Below are 14754 nucleotides of genomic sequence, written 5' to 3'. Positions count from 1 at the left end.
GAGAACCATGGCTACTCGGCACGGAGCAGTGGGTGACGGAGGTGCGCCGGGGGACAGTGGACTCGGCGAACTGGGGTACAAACAGGAATTGGACCGCAGCCTCGGCAAATTCGCCAGTTTCGCGGCGGGGGTCAGCTACATCTCGATTCTCACCGGCACGTTCCAGTTGTTCTACTTCGGGTTCGGCACCGCGGGGCCGGCGTACCTGTGGTCCTGGCCGATGGTGTTCGTCGGGCAGATGGCCGTCGCCCTGTGTTTCATGGAGCTCGCCGCCAAGTACCCCGTCGCCGGCTCGGTCTACAACTGGGCCAAGCTGCTCGGCAGCAGGATCGTGGGATGGTCGTCGGGCTGGCTGATGCTCACCGCGTCGATCGTGACCCTCTCCGCGGTCGTGCTCGCGCTGCAACTCAACCTTCCGCGGTTGTGGAGCGGGTTCCAGATCGTCGGTGACGGCAGCGGTGAATACGACTTCGCCACCAACGCCGTGATTCTCGGCACCATCATGATCGCGTTCACCACGGCCGTCAACGCATTCGGCGTCAAACTGATGGCCCTCATCAACAGTTCGGGTGTGTTCATCGAACTGATCGCGGCCGTGCTCATCGCCGTCATCCTCGCCGCCAACATCACTCGCGGTCCGGACGTGTTCTTCTCCACCCACGGTTACGGCGCCGGGGAGAGCGGCGGCTATCTGACCGTCTTCCTCGTGGCGTCACTCGCGTCCGGGTACGTGATGTACGGCTTCGACACCGCGAGTTCGCTCGGCGAGGAGACCGTCGACCCCCGGCGGACGGCGCCCAAGGCGATCCTGCGGGCGATCCTCGCCTCGTTCGTGATCGGCGGGGCGATCCTGGTGTTCGCCGTCATGTCGGCCCCCGACCTCGAGGATCCGCTGATCGGCAGCAGCGAGGGCGGCCTGCAGTACATCGTCGAGCAGGTGATGTGGGGGCCGCTCGGCAAGATCTTCCTGGTCTGCATCGTCGTCGCGGTCACGGTGTGTTCGCTCGCGGTGCACGCCGCGGCCATCCGGCTCACGTTCGCGATGGCCCGCGACAACGCGCTGCCGTTCGGGGAGCGGCTGGCCCACGTCAACCCGAAGCATCAGACGCCCGTGGTCCCCGCCATCGTGATCGGTGTGCTCGCGGCGTTCATCCTCGTCATCAACATCGGTCAGCCGCAGATCTTCACGGTGCTGACGTCGATCGCGATCATCATGATCTACCTGGCGTACCTCATGGTCACCGGGCCGCTGCTGAAGAAACGCCTGCAGGGGCAGTGGCCGCCGAAGGAACTCGCGGAGAGCGGCTACTTCACGATGGGCCGGTGGGGGCTTCCGGTGAACATCTTCGCCGTGCTGTGGGGAGTGGGGATGGCGCTCAATCTGGCGTGGCCGCGCCCCGAGGTGTACGGCACTCCCTGGTACAACACGTGGGGTGCGTTCGTCTACATCGGCATCATTCTCGGGCTCGGTCTCCTCTGGTATGCGGTGAAGGGCCGCAACCACATCGGATGTCTCGCCTCGCACGCGGCGTCGTCGAAGGACGAGGCGGAGAGTGAACTGCCATGACGGACACCGTGTTCGACTACGTCATCGCAGGCGGGGGAACGGCTGGATGTGTGCTCGCCGCGCGGCTCAGCGAGGACCCCTCGGTGACCGTCTGCCTCGTGGAGGCCGGGCCGTCCGACGTGGGTGACCGCAACGTCCTCGAGCTGTCGCAATGGATGCATCTGCTGGACTCCGGCTACGACTGGGACTATCCGGTGGAGCCGCAGGAGAAGGGCAACAGCTTCATGCGGCACGCCCGCGCCAAGGTGCTCGGCGGATGCTCCTCCCACAATTCGTGCATCGCGTTCTGGCCACCCGCCGAGACACTCGACGACTGGGCGGCGGCGGGCGCCACCGGCTGGGGCGCGAAGGACGTGCTGCCGCTCGTGGCGCGGGTGGAGAACAACGACGCCCCCGGCGAGCAGCACGGCCGCAGCGGTCCGGTGCGGTTGCGTGACGTCCCGCCGAACGACCCCTGCGGCGTGGCGTTACTCGAGGCTGCGGCGAAGGTCGGGTTGCCCACCGTGCAGTTCAACCGGGGCGAGACGGTGCTCGACGGGGCGGGGTGGTTCCAGATCAACGCGTCCGAGGACGGCACGCGCATGTCGACGTCGCACGCCTACCTGCATCCGATTCTCGGGTCCCGCCCCAACCTCGACGTGCGCACCGACTGCCGGGTCAGCGAGATCGTCATCGACGACGCGCTGGCGGCGACCGGCGTGCGGTACCAGCGCCCCGATCTCACCGGATACGACACGGTCTCGGCGCGCCGCGAGGTGATCGTCACCGCCGGGGCCATCGACACACCGAAACTGTTGATGCTCTCCGGTATCGGGCCGACGGTGCACCTGCGCGAGATGGGGGTGCGGGTTCGGGTCGACGCTCCCGGGGTCGGGCAGAACCTCGACGATCACGTCGAGGGTCTGGTGTTCTGGGATGCGTCCCGGCCGATGGTCGAGACGTCCACGCAGTGGTGGGAGATCGGACTGTTCGCCACCACCGAGGAGGGGCTGAACCATCCGGACCTGATGATGCATTACGGCAGCGTGCCATTCGACATGAACACGCTCCGGTGGGGATACCCCACCACGGACAACGGCTTCTGTCTCACCCCGAACGTCACGCAGGGACTCTCCCGCGGAACGGTGCGGCTCCGCTCCCGCGACTTCCGGGATCGCCCGAGAGTGGATCCCCGGTACTTCACCGACCCGGACGGTCACGACGAGGCCGTGATGCTCGCCGGGATCCGGCTGGCGCGTCGCATCGCCGAGCAGGAACCTCTCCGCGGCTGGATCACGAGGGAACTGGCCCCCGGGCCGGAGGCGGTCACCGACGACGAACTGATCGACTACGCGCACCGGACGCACAACACGGTGTACCACCCGGCCGGGACCGCCCGGATGGGTGCGGCCACCGACCCGATGGCCGTCCTCGATCCGGAACTGCGGGTGAAGGGTGTCCGCGATCTGCGGGTGGTCGATGCGTCCGCGATGCCGAAACTGCCCTACGTCAATCCCAACATCACGGTCATGACGATGGCCGAGAAGTGCGCCGATCTGATCCGCGGAACCTGACCCGGCAACGTGGCGGAGGCCCTGCGTGAACCGCTGGGTACTTTGAAGTCCTACTATCTCTCCGTACTGGTAGAGAGACGGAAGGGCACGTCATGAATTCTCCTGAACCGATCGTGGTAGTCGACGGCGCGAGGACCCCGATCGGCAGCTTCGGTGGTGCGTTCAAGGACGTGCCCGCCCACGAACTCGGTGCCACCGCCGTCAAGGCCGCGCTGGACCGTGCCGGGGTGCCGGGCGGCGACATCGACGAGGTGGTGATGGGCTGCATCGGTCAGGTCGGACCGGACGCCTACAACGCCCGCCGTGTGGCCCTGGCCGCCGGACTTCCCGAGAAGACCCCCGCGTACACCGTCAACCGGCTGTGCGGGTCCGGTCTGCAGGCCGTGTGGTCGGCGGCGCAGCAGATGCGCTGGGGTGGGGTGGACTTCGCCCTCGCCGGCGGCGACGAGAGCATGTCGCGGATGCCGTTCTACGACTTCTCCGCCCGCTCCGGCTACAAACTCGGCGACCGCACACTCGTCGACGGCACGGTCGCGATTCTGACCGACCCGTTCGGTGGCGTGCACATGGGCCGCACCGCCGAGGCCGTCGCCCGCAAGTACGACGTCAGCCGGCAGCAGCAGGACGAGTTCGCCGTCGAATCCCAGCGCCGCGCCGCCTCCGAGGCCGCGAAGGCCGCGTTCGCCGAGGAGATCACCCCCGTCGAGATCGGGGGCCGCCGCCCGAAGACGATCGACGTCGACGAGCACCCCAAGCCCGACACCACCCTCGAGACCCTGGCGAAGCTGCGGCCGGCGTTCGAGGAGGGCGGCTCGGTGACCGCGGGCAACGCGTCCGGTATCAACGACGGCGCCGCGGCCCTGGTGCTGGCCACACAGTCCGCCGCGCAGGAGAAGGGCCTGACCGGGCTGGTCACGCTCGAGGCCGTCGCGACCGCGGCGATGGACCCGGGCCTGATGGGATACGCCCCCGTGTTGGCGCTGGCGAATCTGTTCGAGCAGACCGGCACCACCCCCGGCGACATCGACGTGATCGAGTTGAACGAGGCGTTCGCGTCGCAGGCGGTCGCGGTGATCCGGGACGCGAAGCTGAATCCGGAGAAGACCAACCCGTACGGCGGTGCGATCGCGCTGGGTCACCCGGTCGGGGCAACGGGCGCGATCCTGAGCCTGCGCCTGGCGAAGGACCTCGTGCGCCGCGACCTCGAACTGGGCATCGTCACCATGTGCATCGGCGGCGGCCAGGCCCTCGCCGCACTCTTCCGGCGCATCTAGAACCGGGGCAGACGATGAAGAAGCACATCCCGTCCTGGCACGACGACGAGGTCAAGGCGCTGTCCGAGCTCGCGGTCGGGTTCTTCGAACGCGAGGTGGTCGCGCACAACGAGAAGTGGGACGCCCAGCACCGCATCGACCGTGCGGTGTGGCTCGCGGCAGGCGAGCTGGGGTTGCTGTGCTGCTCGATCCCGGAGGAGTACGGCGGCGGTGGCGGCACGTTCGCGCACGATCTCGCCGTGTTCGAGGCCCAGGGCTATGCCGGCGACCTCGCGCTCGGCATCTCGGTGCATTCGGGGATCGTGGCGCACTACCTCCTCGAGTACGGCACCGAGAAACAGAAGAAGACCTGGCTGCCGGGGATGGCGACCGGGGAGATCCTCGGCGCCATCGGCATGACCGAGCCCGGCGCCGGCTCGGACCTCAAGGCGATCAAGACCACCGCCATCCGGGACGGCGACGAGTACGTCGTCAACGGGTCGAAGACGTTCATCACCAACGGCGCGTCCGCCGACATGATCGTGCTGGCGGTCAAGACCGATCCGAAGGCCGGCGCCAAGGGGGTGGCGCTGCTGATCGTCGATCTGCGGGACTGCCCCGGGTTCGCTGTCGGGCGGGTGTTGGACAAGGTCGGTCAGCACGGCGCCGACACGTCGGAGTTGTCGTTCACCGATGTGCGGGTGCCGGTGTCGAATCTGCTCGGCGAGGAGGGGCAGGGTTTCGGGCAGTTGATGGCGCAGTTGGTGCAGGAGCGGTTGATCATCGGCGCGCAGGCGTCCGGTGCGATGACTCGTGCGGTGGAGGACACCGTTGCGTACACGAAGTCGCGGCAGGCGTTCGGGCACAGTCTGTTCGAGTTCCAGAACACGGCATTCGAGCTGGCCGAGTGCCAGACCATCGCCCGCACGTGTGCGGTGTTCCTGGACCATTGCATCGAGGCGCACCTGCGTGGGGAACTGGACCCGTCCGAGGCGGCGATGGTCAAGTACTGGCTCACCGAGCAGCAGTGCGCGGTGATCGACCGGTGTGTGCAGTTGCACGGCGGGTACGGGTACATGCGGGAGTACCTGATCGCCCGGATGTACGAGGACGCCCGCGTCCAGAAGATCTACGCGGGCGCCAACGAGGTGATGAAGGGAATCATCGCGAAGTCGCTGTAGCCGATGCCGGCTCACGCGACACGTCGTACGCCGCCTCGTCGAACCGGCCGAGTCGCTGCCGCATGCGGTCGGTCGACCACGGCCAGTTGAAGCTGTTGCGGCCGTTGACGTCGAGGAAGTAGCTCTGGCAGCCACCGGCGTTGTAGACGGTGGTGGCCAGGGCTTCCTGGACCTGGGCGTTGAACGCGTCCTGCACTTCCCGGCGCGGTTCCATCCTGGTCCACCCGTTGCTCCGAGCCGTGGTGACGGCCTGGATCAGGTAGTCGAGTTGCGCCTCGAGGATCATGAACGCCGATGTGTGGCCGGTTCCCAGCGCGGGTCCGAGGAGGACGAACGCGTTGGGGAAACCCGCGACGGTGGTGCCGAGGTAGGCCTGCGGGCTGCCCTTCCAGTGATCGTCGAGGCTGCGACCGTCGCCGTCGAACACTTTGGAACCGATCGGCATGTCGAGGATGTGGAAGCCGGTGCCGAAGATGATGGCATCCACTTCCCGTTCGGCGCCGTCGCTGCCGACGACGACGTTCCCGCGCACCGACTGCACGGCGTTGGCGTGCACCTCGACATTGGGTCGGGTGAGTGCGGGGTAGTAGGTGTTGGACAGCAGCAGTCGCTTGCAGCCGAGCGTGTAGTCGGGGGTCAAGGCCCTGCGCAGCTTCGGATCCCGCACCTGTGCGCGGAGTTGTGCCTTGCCGACCTGCTGGATCACCCGCAGGATCCACGGGTGCCGGAAACCGAGTCCGAGCGATTCCATGATCGCGTACTCGACGCGTCGCAGCGCCCGGATCGCACCCGGCACGCGGCGCAGGATCGCGCGCTCGACACCGGGCAGGGTGTGATCCGGTTTCGGTAGCACCCACTGCGCGGTGCGCTGGTAGAGATGCAGCGACTCGACCGTCGGCTGGATCGCCGGGACGAATTGCACTGCGGATGCACCGGTTCCGACGACGGCCACGCGTTTGCCGGTGAGGTCGTAGGTGTGATTCCAGCGGGAGGAATGGAACACCTCGCCGGTGAAGGTGTCGAGGCCGGGGATGGCGGGAACGAGCGGTTCGTTCCACGGTCCGGCGGCGGCGATGACGGCGTTCGCGGTGAACGTGCCCGCGGACGTGTCCACCGTCCACCGCCTGCTCGGCTCGCTCCACTGGGCACGTTGCATCTCGGTGCCGAACTTCACGTGTGCGGGCACCCCGTGTTCGGCGGCGGTGCGCTCGATGTACCGGCGGATCTCCTCCTGTCCGGCGAACAACCGCGACCACTCCCGGTTGGGTGCGAACGAGTAGGAGTACAGCGCCGAGGGGACGTCGCACGCGCAGCCCGGGTAGGTGTTGTCACGCCAGGTCCCGCCCAGTGCGTCGCCCTTCTCGAGGATGGCGAAGTTGTCGATTCCGCTCTGCTTCAGGCGAATCGCGGCTCCGATGCCGGAGATCCCGGCACCGACGATCAGAATGTCGTAATGCGTCATGCGCGTACTCCGTTCGCGAGCTGAGCGCGGGTGGTGACGAGGGAATGTTCGAGGGTGGCGAGCCGGCGCCGGCCGTCCATGAAGTTCGGACCCATGACGGCGAGGTCCTCGGCGGTCGCGTCGAGCCGGATCACCCGGGTGCCTGCCGCCTCCAGCTTCGCGATCTCGGCGTCCAGCCCGGCACTCATCCAGTTCCGCAGCATCAGGCGTTCGACGCGGGCCGCCCGGCGGCCGGCGATGCGGCCCGTCGACGCCATCGGTGCCAGCACGATCACCTCGTCGAGTTCGAGGGGCAGCACCAGGTCGGCGGATGCGGTGGACGCCGCGCCGCCGTCGACGAACCGGCGGCCGCCGATGGGGACCGGTGGATACCAGCCGGGAATCGCCCACGACGCCCGCAATGCCTCGGACAGGGTGGCGGTCGGTGCACCGGGTGAGCCGAACGCGATGCGCTCTCCCGTGTCGTAGTCCATGCTCACCAGCCACGCCGCGGGGTGACTCACCCAGCCGGAGGCGCAGGTGAACCGCTGTGCGAGCCGGTCGAGCCAGGCGGCGTCGCCGCGGCCGTGGGGGAGGAGGCCGCTCGCGGCGGTCACGGGTGGGAGCCCGCGGCGCAACAAGCCGGGCGAGCCGAGGCCCGGTCTGGGGAGCGGCGGGAACCGTCCCGGTGCGGCGGCGAGGTGTCCGTCGAGCGCCGGATGGGTGGGCCCACCGAGCTGCATCGCTAGCAGGTCGTCGACGCCTGCCCCGCCGCCGAGCATGGTGACGAGTTCGGCGCCCGCGGACGTGCCCACGAGTACGTCGGCGTCGCGCGGGTCCCAGCCCAGCGCGTCGCTCACGGCGACCAGGGCCGCCACGGTCCAGGCCGCGCCGAGCGTGCCGCCGCACCCGATCACCAGTCCGCGGCTGGGTTGTATGTCACTCGAAGTCATATCTAGAAGCTAGCAGAAACCAGATACCGGTGGTATATGAAAATTAGAATATTCTCGCAAGGGCTTCGGCGAAAGGGTGAGCATGGCGCGATTGACCAGGTCGGAGAGTCAGGCGCGCACACGGGCGCATCTCGTCGCGACTGCCCGCGACCTCTTCCTGGCCGACGGGTACGCGGCCACGTCGCTCGAGAAGGTCGCCGACGAGGCCGGCTATTCCAAGGGTGCCGTGTACTCCAACTTCAAGAACAAGAAGGAACTGTGCCTCGAGGTGCTGGGGCTCATCCACGCCACCAAGGGGCAGGAGATCGCCGAGGCACTCGGCGGCGGCGGCACGATGGAGGAGCGGCTCGAGGCGTTCCAGGCCTGGGCGGAGAAGACGCTCGGCGACGTCGGGTGGACCATGCTGGAGTTCGAGCTGATCGTGCTGTCCCGCCACGATCCCGAACTCCGCGACGCACTCACCGCCACTCTCGGGGTGGCCCGGGACATCACGGTGACACTGCTGAAGTCGTTCACCGACTCGCTCGGGGTCGTCCTGCCCGTGCCCGTGGAGGACGCGGCCGGCAGCATCCTCAGTCTCGGTGTCGGACTGGGTATTCAGCGCGCCATCGATCCGACCATTTCCGCTCGGGTGGTCACCGACAATCTGCGGGTGCTGCTTGCGGTGTCGCAGGAGGCTCCGACTCAGGGGTCCGTGCCGGGGTGAAATTGGCGCGAGGAGCCGATCCGAGTGGCGGCGCGCGCGTACGGTGAATTCATGAAGCGGTGGAACGCCCTGGCAATTCCGGCAGCCGCCGCGGCTGCGATCGCGTCGTACGATCTTGTTCAGCGACGTCACGCGCTGCTCCGGAATTTTCCCGTGGTCGGGCACGGACGTTATCTGCTCGAGTCGCTCGGCCCGGAACTCCGGCAGTACATTACGACCGGCAACGACGAGGAACGTCCCTTCACCCGGGACCAGCGTCGCTGGGTGTACGCGTCGTCGAAGCGGGTGACCGACACGTTCGGGTTCGGTACGGACAACGACATCGAGTTCACCGACGGCTACACCATCATCAAGCACCGGACGTTCTCGGAGATTCCTCCCTCGGCGATGCCGCATGCCGACGAACAGCTCGCGATTCCGTCGGCGAAGGTGCTCGGTGCCGCCCGCGGCCGGACGAATGCCTTCCGCCCGCGCTCCATCGTGAACATCTCGGGGATGAGTTTCGGGGCGCTGTCGTCCGCGGCCGTGGTCGCTCTCAACCGTGGTGCCGCTGCCACCGATTGCCTGCACAACACCGGCGAGGGTGGAATCTCCCGGTACCACCGGAACGGCGCAGACCTGATCTTCCAGATCGGGACCGCGTATTTCGGCTGCCGCGACGAGGACGGCCGGTTCGACCTGGCGCGGCTTCGGGCGCTCGTCGAGTCGGCGCCGGTGCGGGCCATCGAGATCAAACTCAGCCAGGGCGCGAAACCGGGCCTCGGGGGTCTCCTGCCCGGGGCGAAGGTGACACCGGAGATCGCCGAGATCAGAGGCGTACCGGAGGGCCGTGACTGCATCAGCCCGTCCCGGCACACGGCCTTCCGTGACGTCGACAGCATGCTCGACTGGGTGGAGCTCCTGGCCGCCGAGACGGGGCTGCCGGTCGGGATCAAGTCCGCAGTCGGCGACCCGACGTTCTGGGACCTGCTCGTCGACGCGATGAGCAACTCCGGGCGGGGTGTCGACTTCGTGACCATCGACGGGGGTGAGGGCGGTACCGGCGCTGCGCCGCTGGTGTTCACCGACGCGGTCTCGTTGCCGTTCCGTAGCGGCTTCGCGCGCGTGTACGCCAAGTTCGCGGAAGCCGGTCTGACCGACGGCATCACGTTCATAGGCTCAGGCAAGCTGGGCCTGCCCGACAATGCCGTGGCGGCGATGTCGCTCGGATGTGACCTGATCAATGTGGCGCGTGAGCCGATGCTCGCGGTCGGGTGCATCCAGGCGCAGAAGTGCCACACCGATCGGTGCCCGACGGGTGTTGCGACGCAAAATCACTGGCTCGCACACGGACTCGACGCCGGCATCAAATCGGTCCGGGCCGCGAACTACCTGCGGGCGTTGCGCCGGGACGTATTCAAGGTGGCCGAGGCGTGTGGTGTCGCGCACCCGGGCCTGATCACCGCGTCGGACGTCGAGGTCGCGGACGGCAACCGGCATTCGATCACGCTCGCCGACCTCTACGGTTACCGGACCGGCTGGGGGCTGCCCGGTGACGCCGACCGTGCCGAGATCACCCGCCTGATGAGCGAGGCCGCCGCCGTTCCCGCGGGCGAGACCGGGTCGCCAGGAGCGAAGACGGCGCCCTGAGGGCTGTCCGTCCCGACTACAGCCAGTCGCGTCGGCGGAACAGGATGTAGAGCAGGGTGGCCGACGTCACGATCACGATGGTGCTGGCGATCATCCCCGACAGCTGCCCGACTCCGGGGAACAAGACGTTCTGACCGAACCACCCGGTCACCGCCGTGGGAACCGCGATGATGGCCGCCCATCCGGTGAGCTTCTTCATGACGGTGTTGAGCCGGGCATCCTGGAGCGACAGATTCGTCTCGAAGACGGTCACCACCATGTCGCGCAACGACTCCGTCCACTCCGCGGCGCGCGTCACGTGGTCGTAGAGATCGGTGTACAAGCTGTCGAGAACCGGCGACTTGTCGCGTGGGGATTCGGCCCGCCCGCGCATGACGGCGCCCACCACCTCCCGCATCGGAAGCACGACGCGACGCAGTTGCACCAGTTCCTTCCGCAGCCGGTACGTGCGTTGCTGAATCTCCCGGGTCCGCGCGGACTCGTCGAACAAGCCCTCCTCGAGCGCTTCGATCGCGTCGTCGATCGTCTCGATCGTCTCGAACTGCCCGTCCACGATGGCGTCGAGCAGTCCGTGCAGGAGCGCGAGTGCGCCGGAACCCGGTGTGAGCAGTGCGGGGTCCTCCTCCCAGCGCTCCACCACCTGCGACATGTCGAATCGATCGTCCCGCCGCACCGTGATGATCCCGTTCGACACCACGAACGCGGAGACGCGGCTGAGCCGAAGCCGAGAATCGAGAACGCCGAGAGTGCTGACGTCGTCGGTCTCGAACCAGGTGGCGTACGCGGTCACGAACGCATGGCCCGCATAGCGCGTCGCCTTCGGCCGCTCACCTCGGGCGACGGCATCCTCGATGGCGTTCGGATCGAGCGACCACTCGGCCGCAAGCTCGGTCAGGCACTCGTGGTCGGGGTCGCACAGGTCGACCCACACGAGCGCATTCTCGTCCTTCACCTGTTCGGACACGTCGGCAAGCGGGAAATCCTTGCCGACGCACTCGCCATCGCGCCACACGCGGGTCTGCACCAGGTTGAGGGTCACGCTCCCAGTCTGCCGAACCATTCCGGCAGGGAAGCGGTTATGACGCGCGATCGGACGAATACCCCCACAGCCAGTCGGTGTACTTGTAGCTCGACGTGTCGCGGGTGCGGAACAGTTCGTTGCGCGCGATGCGGGCGGTGCCGTCGAGGTGCCACAGCTCACCCCACATGCGTCCGGTGGTGAGGATGCGGTTGCAGCGCGGTGCGCGTTCGGTGTTGACCTCCTTCAGGATCTGCGGCCACGCGGAGTTTCCGCCCGTGGAGAAGTCTTCGGCGGCATAGTCGGCGAGGCACTTGGCGTCCTCGATCGCCATCACCGCTCCCGAGGCCAGGTACTGCAGTGGCGGGTGCGCTGCGTCGCCGAGCAGGATCATCCGCCCGTCCACCCAGTTCTCGATCGGCTCGCGGTCGTACATCGGCCACCAGCGGTCCTTCCAGAGGTAGTCGATCCCGCGGCGGACGTTCTCGTGGCAGTGCGCGTAGGCCTGTTCGAGTTCCTCGGGTCCACCCCAGTTCTCGATTCCGTTCTTGAAACCGGGCGATTCGAACACCGCGACCTGGTTGAGCATTTCGCCGCCGCGCAGCGGGTACTGGATGAAGTGGCACCGCGGTCCGATGTAGCCGACCACGTCCTCGATGTCCTCGTCGAGTTCCACGTCCTGGTACGGGGTGGTGCCCCGGTAGGCGGCGTAGCCGGACGACACGGGCTCGTCGTCCGAGATCTTCCCCCGCAGCCGGGACTTGAGGCCGTCCATGCCGAGCGCGATGTCCGCTTCGTGGGTGCGGCCGTCGTCGGTGCTGACGATTACCCTGTCACCGTCGGTGATCACGTCGGTGACGGTGACGCCCGTGTGCAGTTCGGCGCCCGCATCCCGCGCGGCGTCGACGAGGGTCGCGTGCAGGTCACTGCGGTGGGTGACGAAGTACGGTCCGCCGTAGCGGGCGCGGAACTCGGAACCGAGGTCGATCGTGGTGAGCACCTCCGCGGTGATCGCGTCGCGGAACACGATGTTCTTCGGCATGAAGGCCCGGGAGAGAACGTCGTCGAGTACGCCCCAGGAGTCGAGGATGCGGGCGCCGTGCGGTCCGACCTGCAGTCCGGCGCCGACTTCCCCGAACTCGGAGGCACGTTCGAACAACGTGACGTTCGCGCCCTTCCGGGCGAGAGCCAGGGCGTTGGCCGCGCCGCCGATCCCGCCTCCGGCGATGATGATGCGTGCGTCCTGCAGATTCGACATGACAGTTCCTTCGTTTCGTGCGTTCGGGGCATGTGAGTGGCAATGCGTGGCGGGGCACACGGCGGCACTCACGTGGGGGAGGGGAAGCGTCGCCAGATCACGGTGAGCAGCAGTGCGGCGACGAGCGCGCTGACGCCGAAAAGGATGAAGTTCGAATCCGCGCCGAGTCCGGCGGCAAGGAGCAAGCCGCCGATCTGCGGTGCGGCGACGGCTCCGACGCGGCCGACGCCGAGCGCCCAGCCGAGGGCCGTGCCCCGCAGATAATCGGGGTAGTAGGACGCGACCGCGGCGATGATGAGGCACTGGGTTCCGTGTGTCCCGACGCCGGCGAGCACGAATATGACGTAGACCAGCGCCACGGGTGGGGCGGTGAGCAACGTCAGCAGGGCGAGACCCGCGAGGAGTGCGGCGACGATGCTCGTGGGGATCGTGCCGAACCGGACGCCGCCCCACGCGGTGACGAACGAGCCCGCGACGGCGCCGAGGTTGAGAGCGAGGGCGAACGTGAGCGCGCTGCCGAGATCGGTGCCCTCGCCCTGCATGAGTTTGGGCAGCCACGTGCCGAGGCCGTACCAGGCGAGCAGGGTGACCACCGTGGCGAGCGCGAACATGATACTGACGGAACGGAACCGGGTACCGAGCAGTGCGCTGAAGCCGGTTGCCGGCCGCACCTCCGTCGACGTCACCGCCGCAGTGTGGTCGGGCAGCGTCTTCCACGCGATCGGCACCAGCAGGATCAGTGGGACGAGCGCGAAGGCGAACATCGGCTGCCAACCCCAGTTCGGGATGACGGGGATGCCGAGCAGCGCCGCGATCGAACCGCCGATGGGAACACCGGACATCATCATCGTGGCCACCGCGGCGCGCCACTTCGCAGGAATCAGTTCTGCAGCAAGCGCATTGGAGGTGGGCACGAGGCCACCCAGGCCGAGTCCGGCGATCAGACGCAACGCGCCGAACATGACGGGTCCGGTCGCCAGCGCACACAGCGCGGTGAACACGGACAGGACGATCGCGCATCCGATCACCGCACGCTTGCGTCCCACCACGTCCGAGAGGCGTCCCGCGAGCACCGCGCCGATCATCATCCCGAGGAATGCGAGGCTGCCGAGGGTGCCCGCGGTCGCGGCGCTGATGCCCCACTCCTTCTGCAGGCTCGGGATGACGTTGCCGTAGACGATGAGGTCGTAACCGTCGAAGACCACGAAGAGCCAGCAGACGGCGACGGCGATCGCGGCGTTGCGGTCCAATCCGACACGGTTCGCCGGCGGCACCGTAATGGTGGCAGTGAGGGGCATGAATCGAGGGTGATGCGGCGCACAGCTCCCGTGCAATAAAGTTCTGCTGTGCAGAAGAAGCGAACGATCGAAAAGCCGACGTACATGTTGGAGTCCGTCGACAACGCGTTGCGCCTGCTGCAGATGCTGCGCGACGTCGGCGGGCTGCGGCTCAAGGACGCTGCGGAGGAACTCGGCATCGCGCCGTCCACCGCGCACCGGCTGCTGGCGATGCTGGTGTACCGGGGGTTCGCCGTTCAGGACGAGAAACGCATGTACCACCCCGGGTCGGCGATGGGCGCCGGCCCGGCCCGGCGCGGGTGGACGCGCGAGTTCACCGACCTCTGCAGGCCCCACATGGAAGCCCTCGCGATCCTGTGCGGCGAGACCGTCAACCTCGTGATCCGCGTCGGCACCCAGGCGCGCTTCCTGTCGTCCGCCGAGTCGGCGGGAATGTTGCGCGTCGGCGACCGGCAGGGGCAGGTGCTCGACGCGGAATTGACTGCGGGAGGACGCATTCTGCTGGCAGAACTGCCGAGGGAGACCCTCGAACAGCTGTACCTGCGGCCCGCGGATCTGGCCGACGACGACCGTGAGTGGGGCGACCGCCGCCTGTCGCCCGACGACTTCGAGCGGTTCCGGCGGGAACTGTCTGCCGCCCGCGCCGTCGGATTCGCCGTCAACGTGCAGCAGACCGAGGAAGGGGTCGCGGCGTTCGGTGTCGCGATCCGGAACCGGGCTCGCACGGCCGTCGGGGCGCTGACGGTGGCTGTGCCGATCACCCGCTTCCGGCAGCACTCGCAGGGACCGCTGGTGTCGCAGATCAAGAACGCGATCCGCGAACTCGAGGTGGACATCGCCGACCTCGAACCCTGACAAAGTTTCTGCACAGAAGAATTGTCTATCGGCTGGGACGCC

The 14754-nt window shown here is 67.7% G+C and carries 12 protein-coding genes; 7 read left to right on the top strand and 5 right to left on the bottom strand.

Annotated features, from left to right (window positions below):
* The first annotated feature begins 7 nt into the window (after positions 1 to 7).
* The 4 genes from ACLIVD_RS28220 (at position 8) to ACLIVD_RS28205 (ending at position 5554) form a co-directional block, all read left to right on the top strand.
* Complete coding sequence (locus tag ACLIVD_RS28220) at positions 8 to 1567, top strand: APC family permease (RefSeq protein ID WP_280780000.1); 1560 nt, start codon at positions 8 to 10, stop codon at positions 1565 to 1567.
* Positions 1564 to 3120 (top strand): GMC family oxidoreductase, encoded by a 1557-nt coding sequence (locus tag ACLIVD_RS28215; RefSeq protein ID WP_491931003.1) that lies wholly within the window; start codon positions 1564 to 1566, stop codon positions 3118 to 3120. The genes ACLIVD_RS28220 and ACLIVD_RS28215 overlap by 4 nt, the downstream gene beginning before the upstream one ends.
* Before the next feature lie 92 nt (positions 3121 to 3212).
* Positions 3213 to 4394 (top strand): thiolase family protein, encoded by a 1182-nt coding sequence (locus ACLIVD_RS28210; RefSeq protein WP_491931002.1) that lies wholly within the window; start codon positions 3213 to 3215, stop codon positions 4392 to 4394.
* A 14-nt stretch (positions 4395 to 4408) separates the two neighbouring features.
* Complete coding sequence (locus ACLIVD_RS28205; protein ID WP_491931001.1) at positions 4409 to 5554, top strand: acyl-CoA dehydrogenase family protein; 1146 nt, start codon at positions 4409 to 4411, stop codon at positions 5552 to 5554.
* Here ACLIVD_RS28205 and ACLIVD_RS28200 read toward each other — a convergent pair.
* Both ACLIVD_RS28200 and ACLIVD_RS28195 read right to left on the bottom strand, forming a co-directional pair.
* The gene (locus ACLIVD_RS28200; RefSeq protein ID WP_283331118.1) at positions 5535 to 7016 is read right to left on the bottom strand and encodes a flavin-containing monooxygenase; all 1482 of its coding nucleotides are present in this window, start codon (positions 7014 to 7016) and stop codon (positions 5535 to 5537) included. The genes ACLIVD_RS28205 and ACLIVD_RS28200 overlap by 20 nt on opposite strands.
* Positions 7013 to 7948, bottom strand: a complete 936-nt coding sequence (locus ACLIVD_RS28195; RefSeq protein WP_283331119.1) for a patatin-like phospholipase family protein — start codon at positions 7946 to 7948, stop codon at positions 7013 to 7015. Before ACLIVD_RS28195 ends, ACLIVD_RS28200 begins: the two co-directional genes overlap by 4 nt.
* An 82-nt stretch (positions 7949 to 8030) precedes the next feature.
* Between ACLIVD_RS28195 and ACLIVD_RS28190 the strand changes: the two genes are divergently transcribed.
* Together ACLIVD_RS28190 and ACLIVD_RS28185 are read left to right on the top strand one after the other, a co-directional pair.
* Positions 8031 to 8654 carry a TetR/AcrR family transcriptional regulator gene (locus ACLIVD_RS28190; protein WP_283331120.1) on the top strand — a complete coding sequence of 208 codons (624 nt, stop codon included), beginning with the start codon at positions 8031 to 8033 and terminating at the stop codon, positions 8652 to 8654.
* 24 nt (positions 8655 to 8678) lie between these two features.
* On the top strand, positions 8679 to 10283 hold the full coding sequence (locus ACLIVD_RS28185; protein ID WP_491931000.1) for a glutamate synthase-related protein: 1605 nt from the start codon (positions 8679 to 8681) through the stop codon (positions 10281 to 10283).
* 16 nt (positions 10284 to 10299) lie between these two features.
* Here ACLIVD_RS28185 and ACLIVD_RS28180 read toward each other — a convergent pair whose 3' ends face one another.
* The 3 genes from ACLIVD_RS28180 to ACLIVD_RS28170 form a co-directional block, all read right to left on the bottom strand.
* Positions 10300 to 11322 (bottom strand): magnesium transporter CorA family protein, encoded by a 1023-nt coding sequence (locus ACLIVD_RS28180; RefSeq protein ID WP_280780008.1) that lies wholly within the window; start codon positions 11320 to 11322, stop codon positions 10300 to 10302.
* Positions 11323 to 11359: 37 nt separating this feature from the next.
* On the bottom strand, positions 11360 to 12559 hold the full coding sequence (locus ACLIVD_RS28175) for an FAD-dependent monooxygenase (protein ID WP_491930999.1): 1200 nt from the start codon (positions 12557 to 12559) through the stop codon (positions 11360 to 11362).
* Between the two features lie 68 nt (positions 12560 to 12627).
* Positions 12628 to 13857 (bottom strand): MFS transporter, encoded by a 1230-nt coding sequence (locus tag ACLIVD_RS28170; protein WP_491930998.1) that lies wholly within the window; start codon positions 13855 to 13857, stop codon positions 12628 to 12630.
* Positions 13858 to 13905: 48 nt separating this feature from the next.
* Here ACLIVD_RS28170 and ACLIVD_RS28165 point away from each other — a divergent pair, with 48 nt between their 5' ends.
* On the top strand, positions 13906 to 14712 hold the full coding sequence (locus ACLIVD_RS28165) for an IclR family transcriptional regulator (RefSeq protein ID WP_491930997.1): 807 nt from the start codon (positions 13906 to 13908) through the stop codon (positions 14710 to 14712).
* Positions 14713 to 14754: the final 42 nt, after the last annotated feature.

Source organism: Rhodococcus sp. G6(2025), assembly GCF_058628105.1.
Note: the sequence above shows the minus strand (reverse complement) of the source record. Positions and strands in the feature narration are given on the sequence as shown.

Bases quoted from the DNA above. Each gene is read 5' to 3' on its own strand.
- ACLIVD_RS28220 (WP_280780000.1), top strand. From the start codon at position 8: ATGGCTACTCGGCACGGAGCAGTGGGTGACGGAGGTGCGCCGGGGGAC.
- ACLIVD_RS28210 (WP_491931002.1), top strand. From the start codon at position 3,213: ATGAATTCTCCTGAACCGATCGTGGTAGTCGACGGCGCGAGGACCCCG.
- ACLIVD_RS28195 (WP_283331119.1), bottom strand. From the start codon at position 7,948: ATGACTTCGAGTGACATACAACCCAGCCGCGGACTGGTGATCGGGTGC.
- ACLIVD_RS28200 (WP_283331118.1), bottom strand. From the start codon at position 7,016: ATGACGCATTACGACATTCTGATCGTCGGTGCCGGGATCTCCGGCATC.
- ACLIVD_RS28205 (WP_491931001.1), top strand. From the start codon at position 4,409: ATGAAGAAGCACATCCCGTCCTGGCACGACGACGAGGTCAAGGCGCTG.
- ACLIVD_RS28215 (WP_491931003.1), top strand. From the start codon at position 1,564: ATGACGGACACCGTGTTCGACTACGTCATCGCAGGCGGGGGAACGGCT.
- ACLIVD_RS28170 (WP_491930998.1), bottom strand. From the start codon at position 13,857: ATGCCCCTCACTGCCACCATTACGGTGCCGCCGGCGAACCGTGTCGGA.
- ACLIVD_RS28190 (WP_283331120.1), top strand. From the start codon at position 8,031: ATGGCGCGATTGACCAGGTCGGAGAGTCAGGCGCGCACACGGGCGCAT.
- ACLIVD_RS28175 (WP_491930999.1), bottom strand. From the start codon at position 12,559: ATGTCGAATCTGCAGGACGCACGCATCATCATCGCCGGAGGCGGGATC.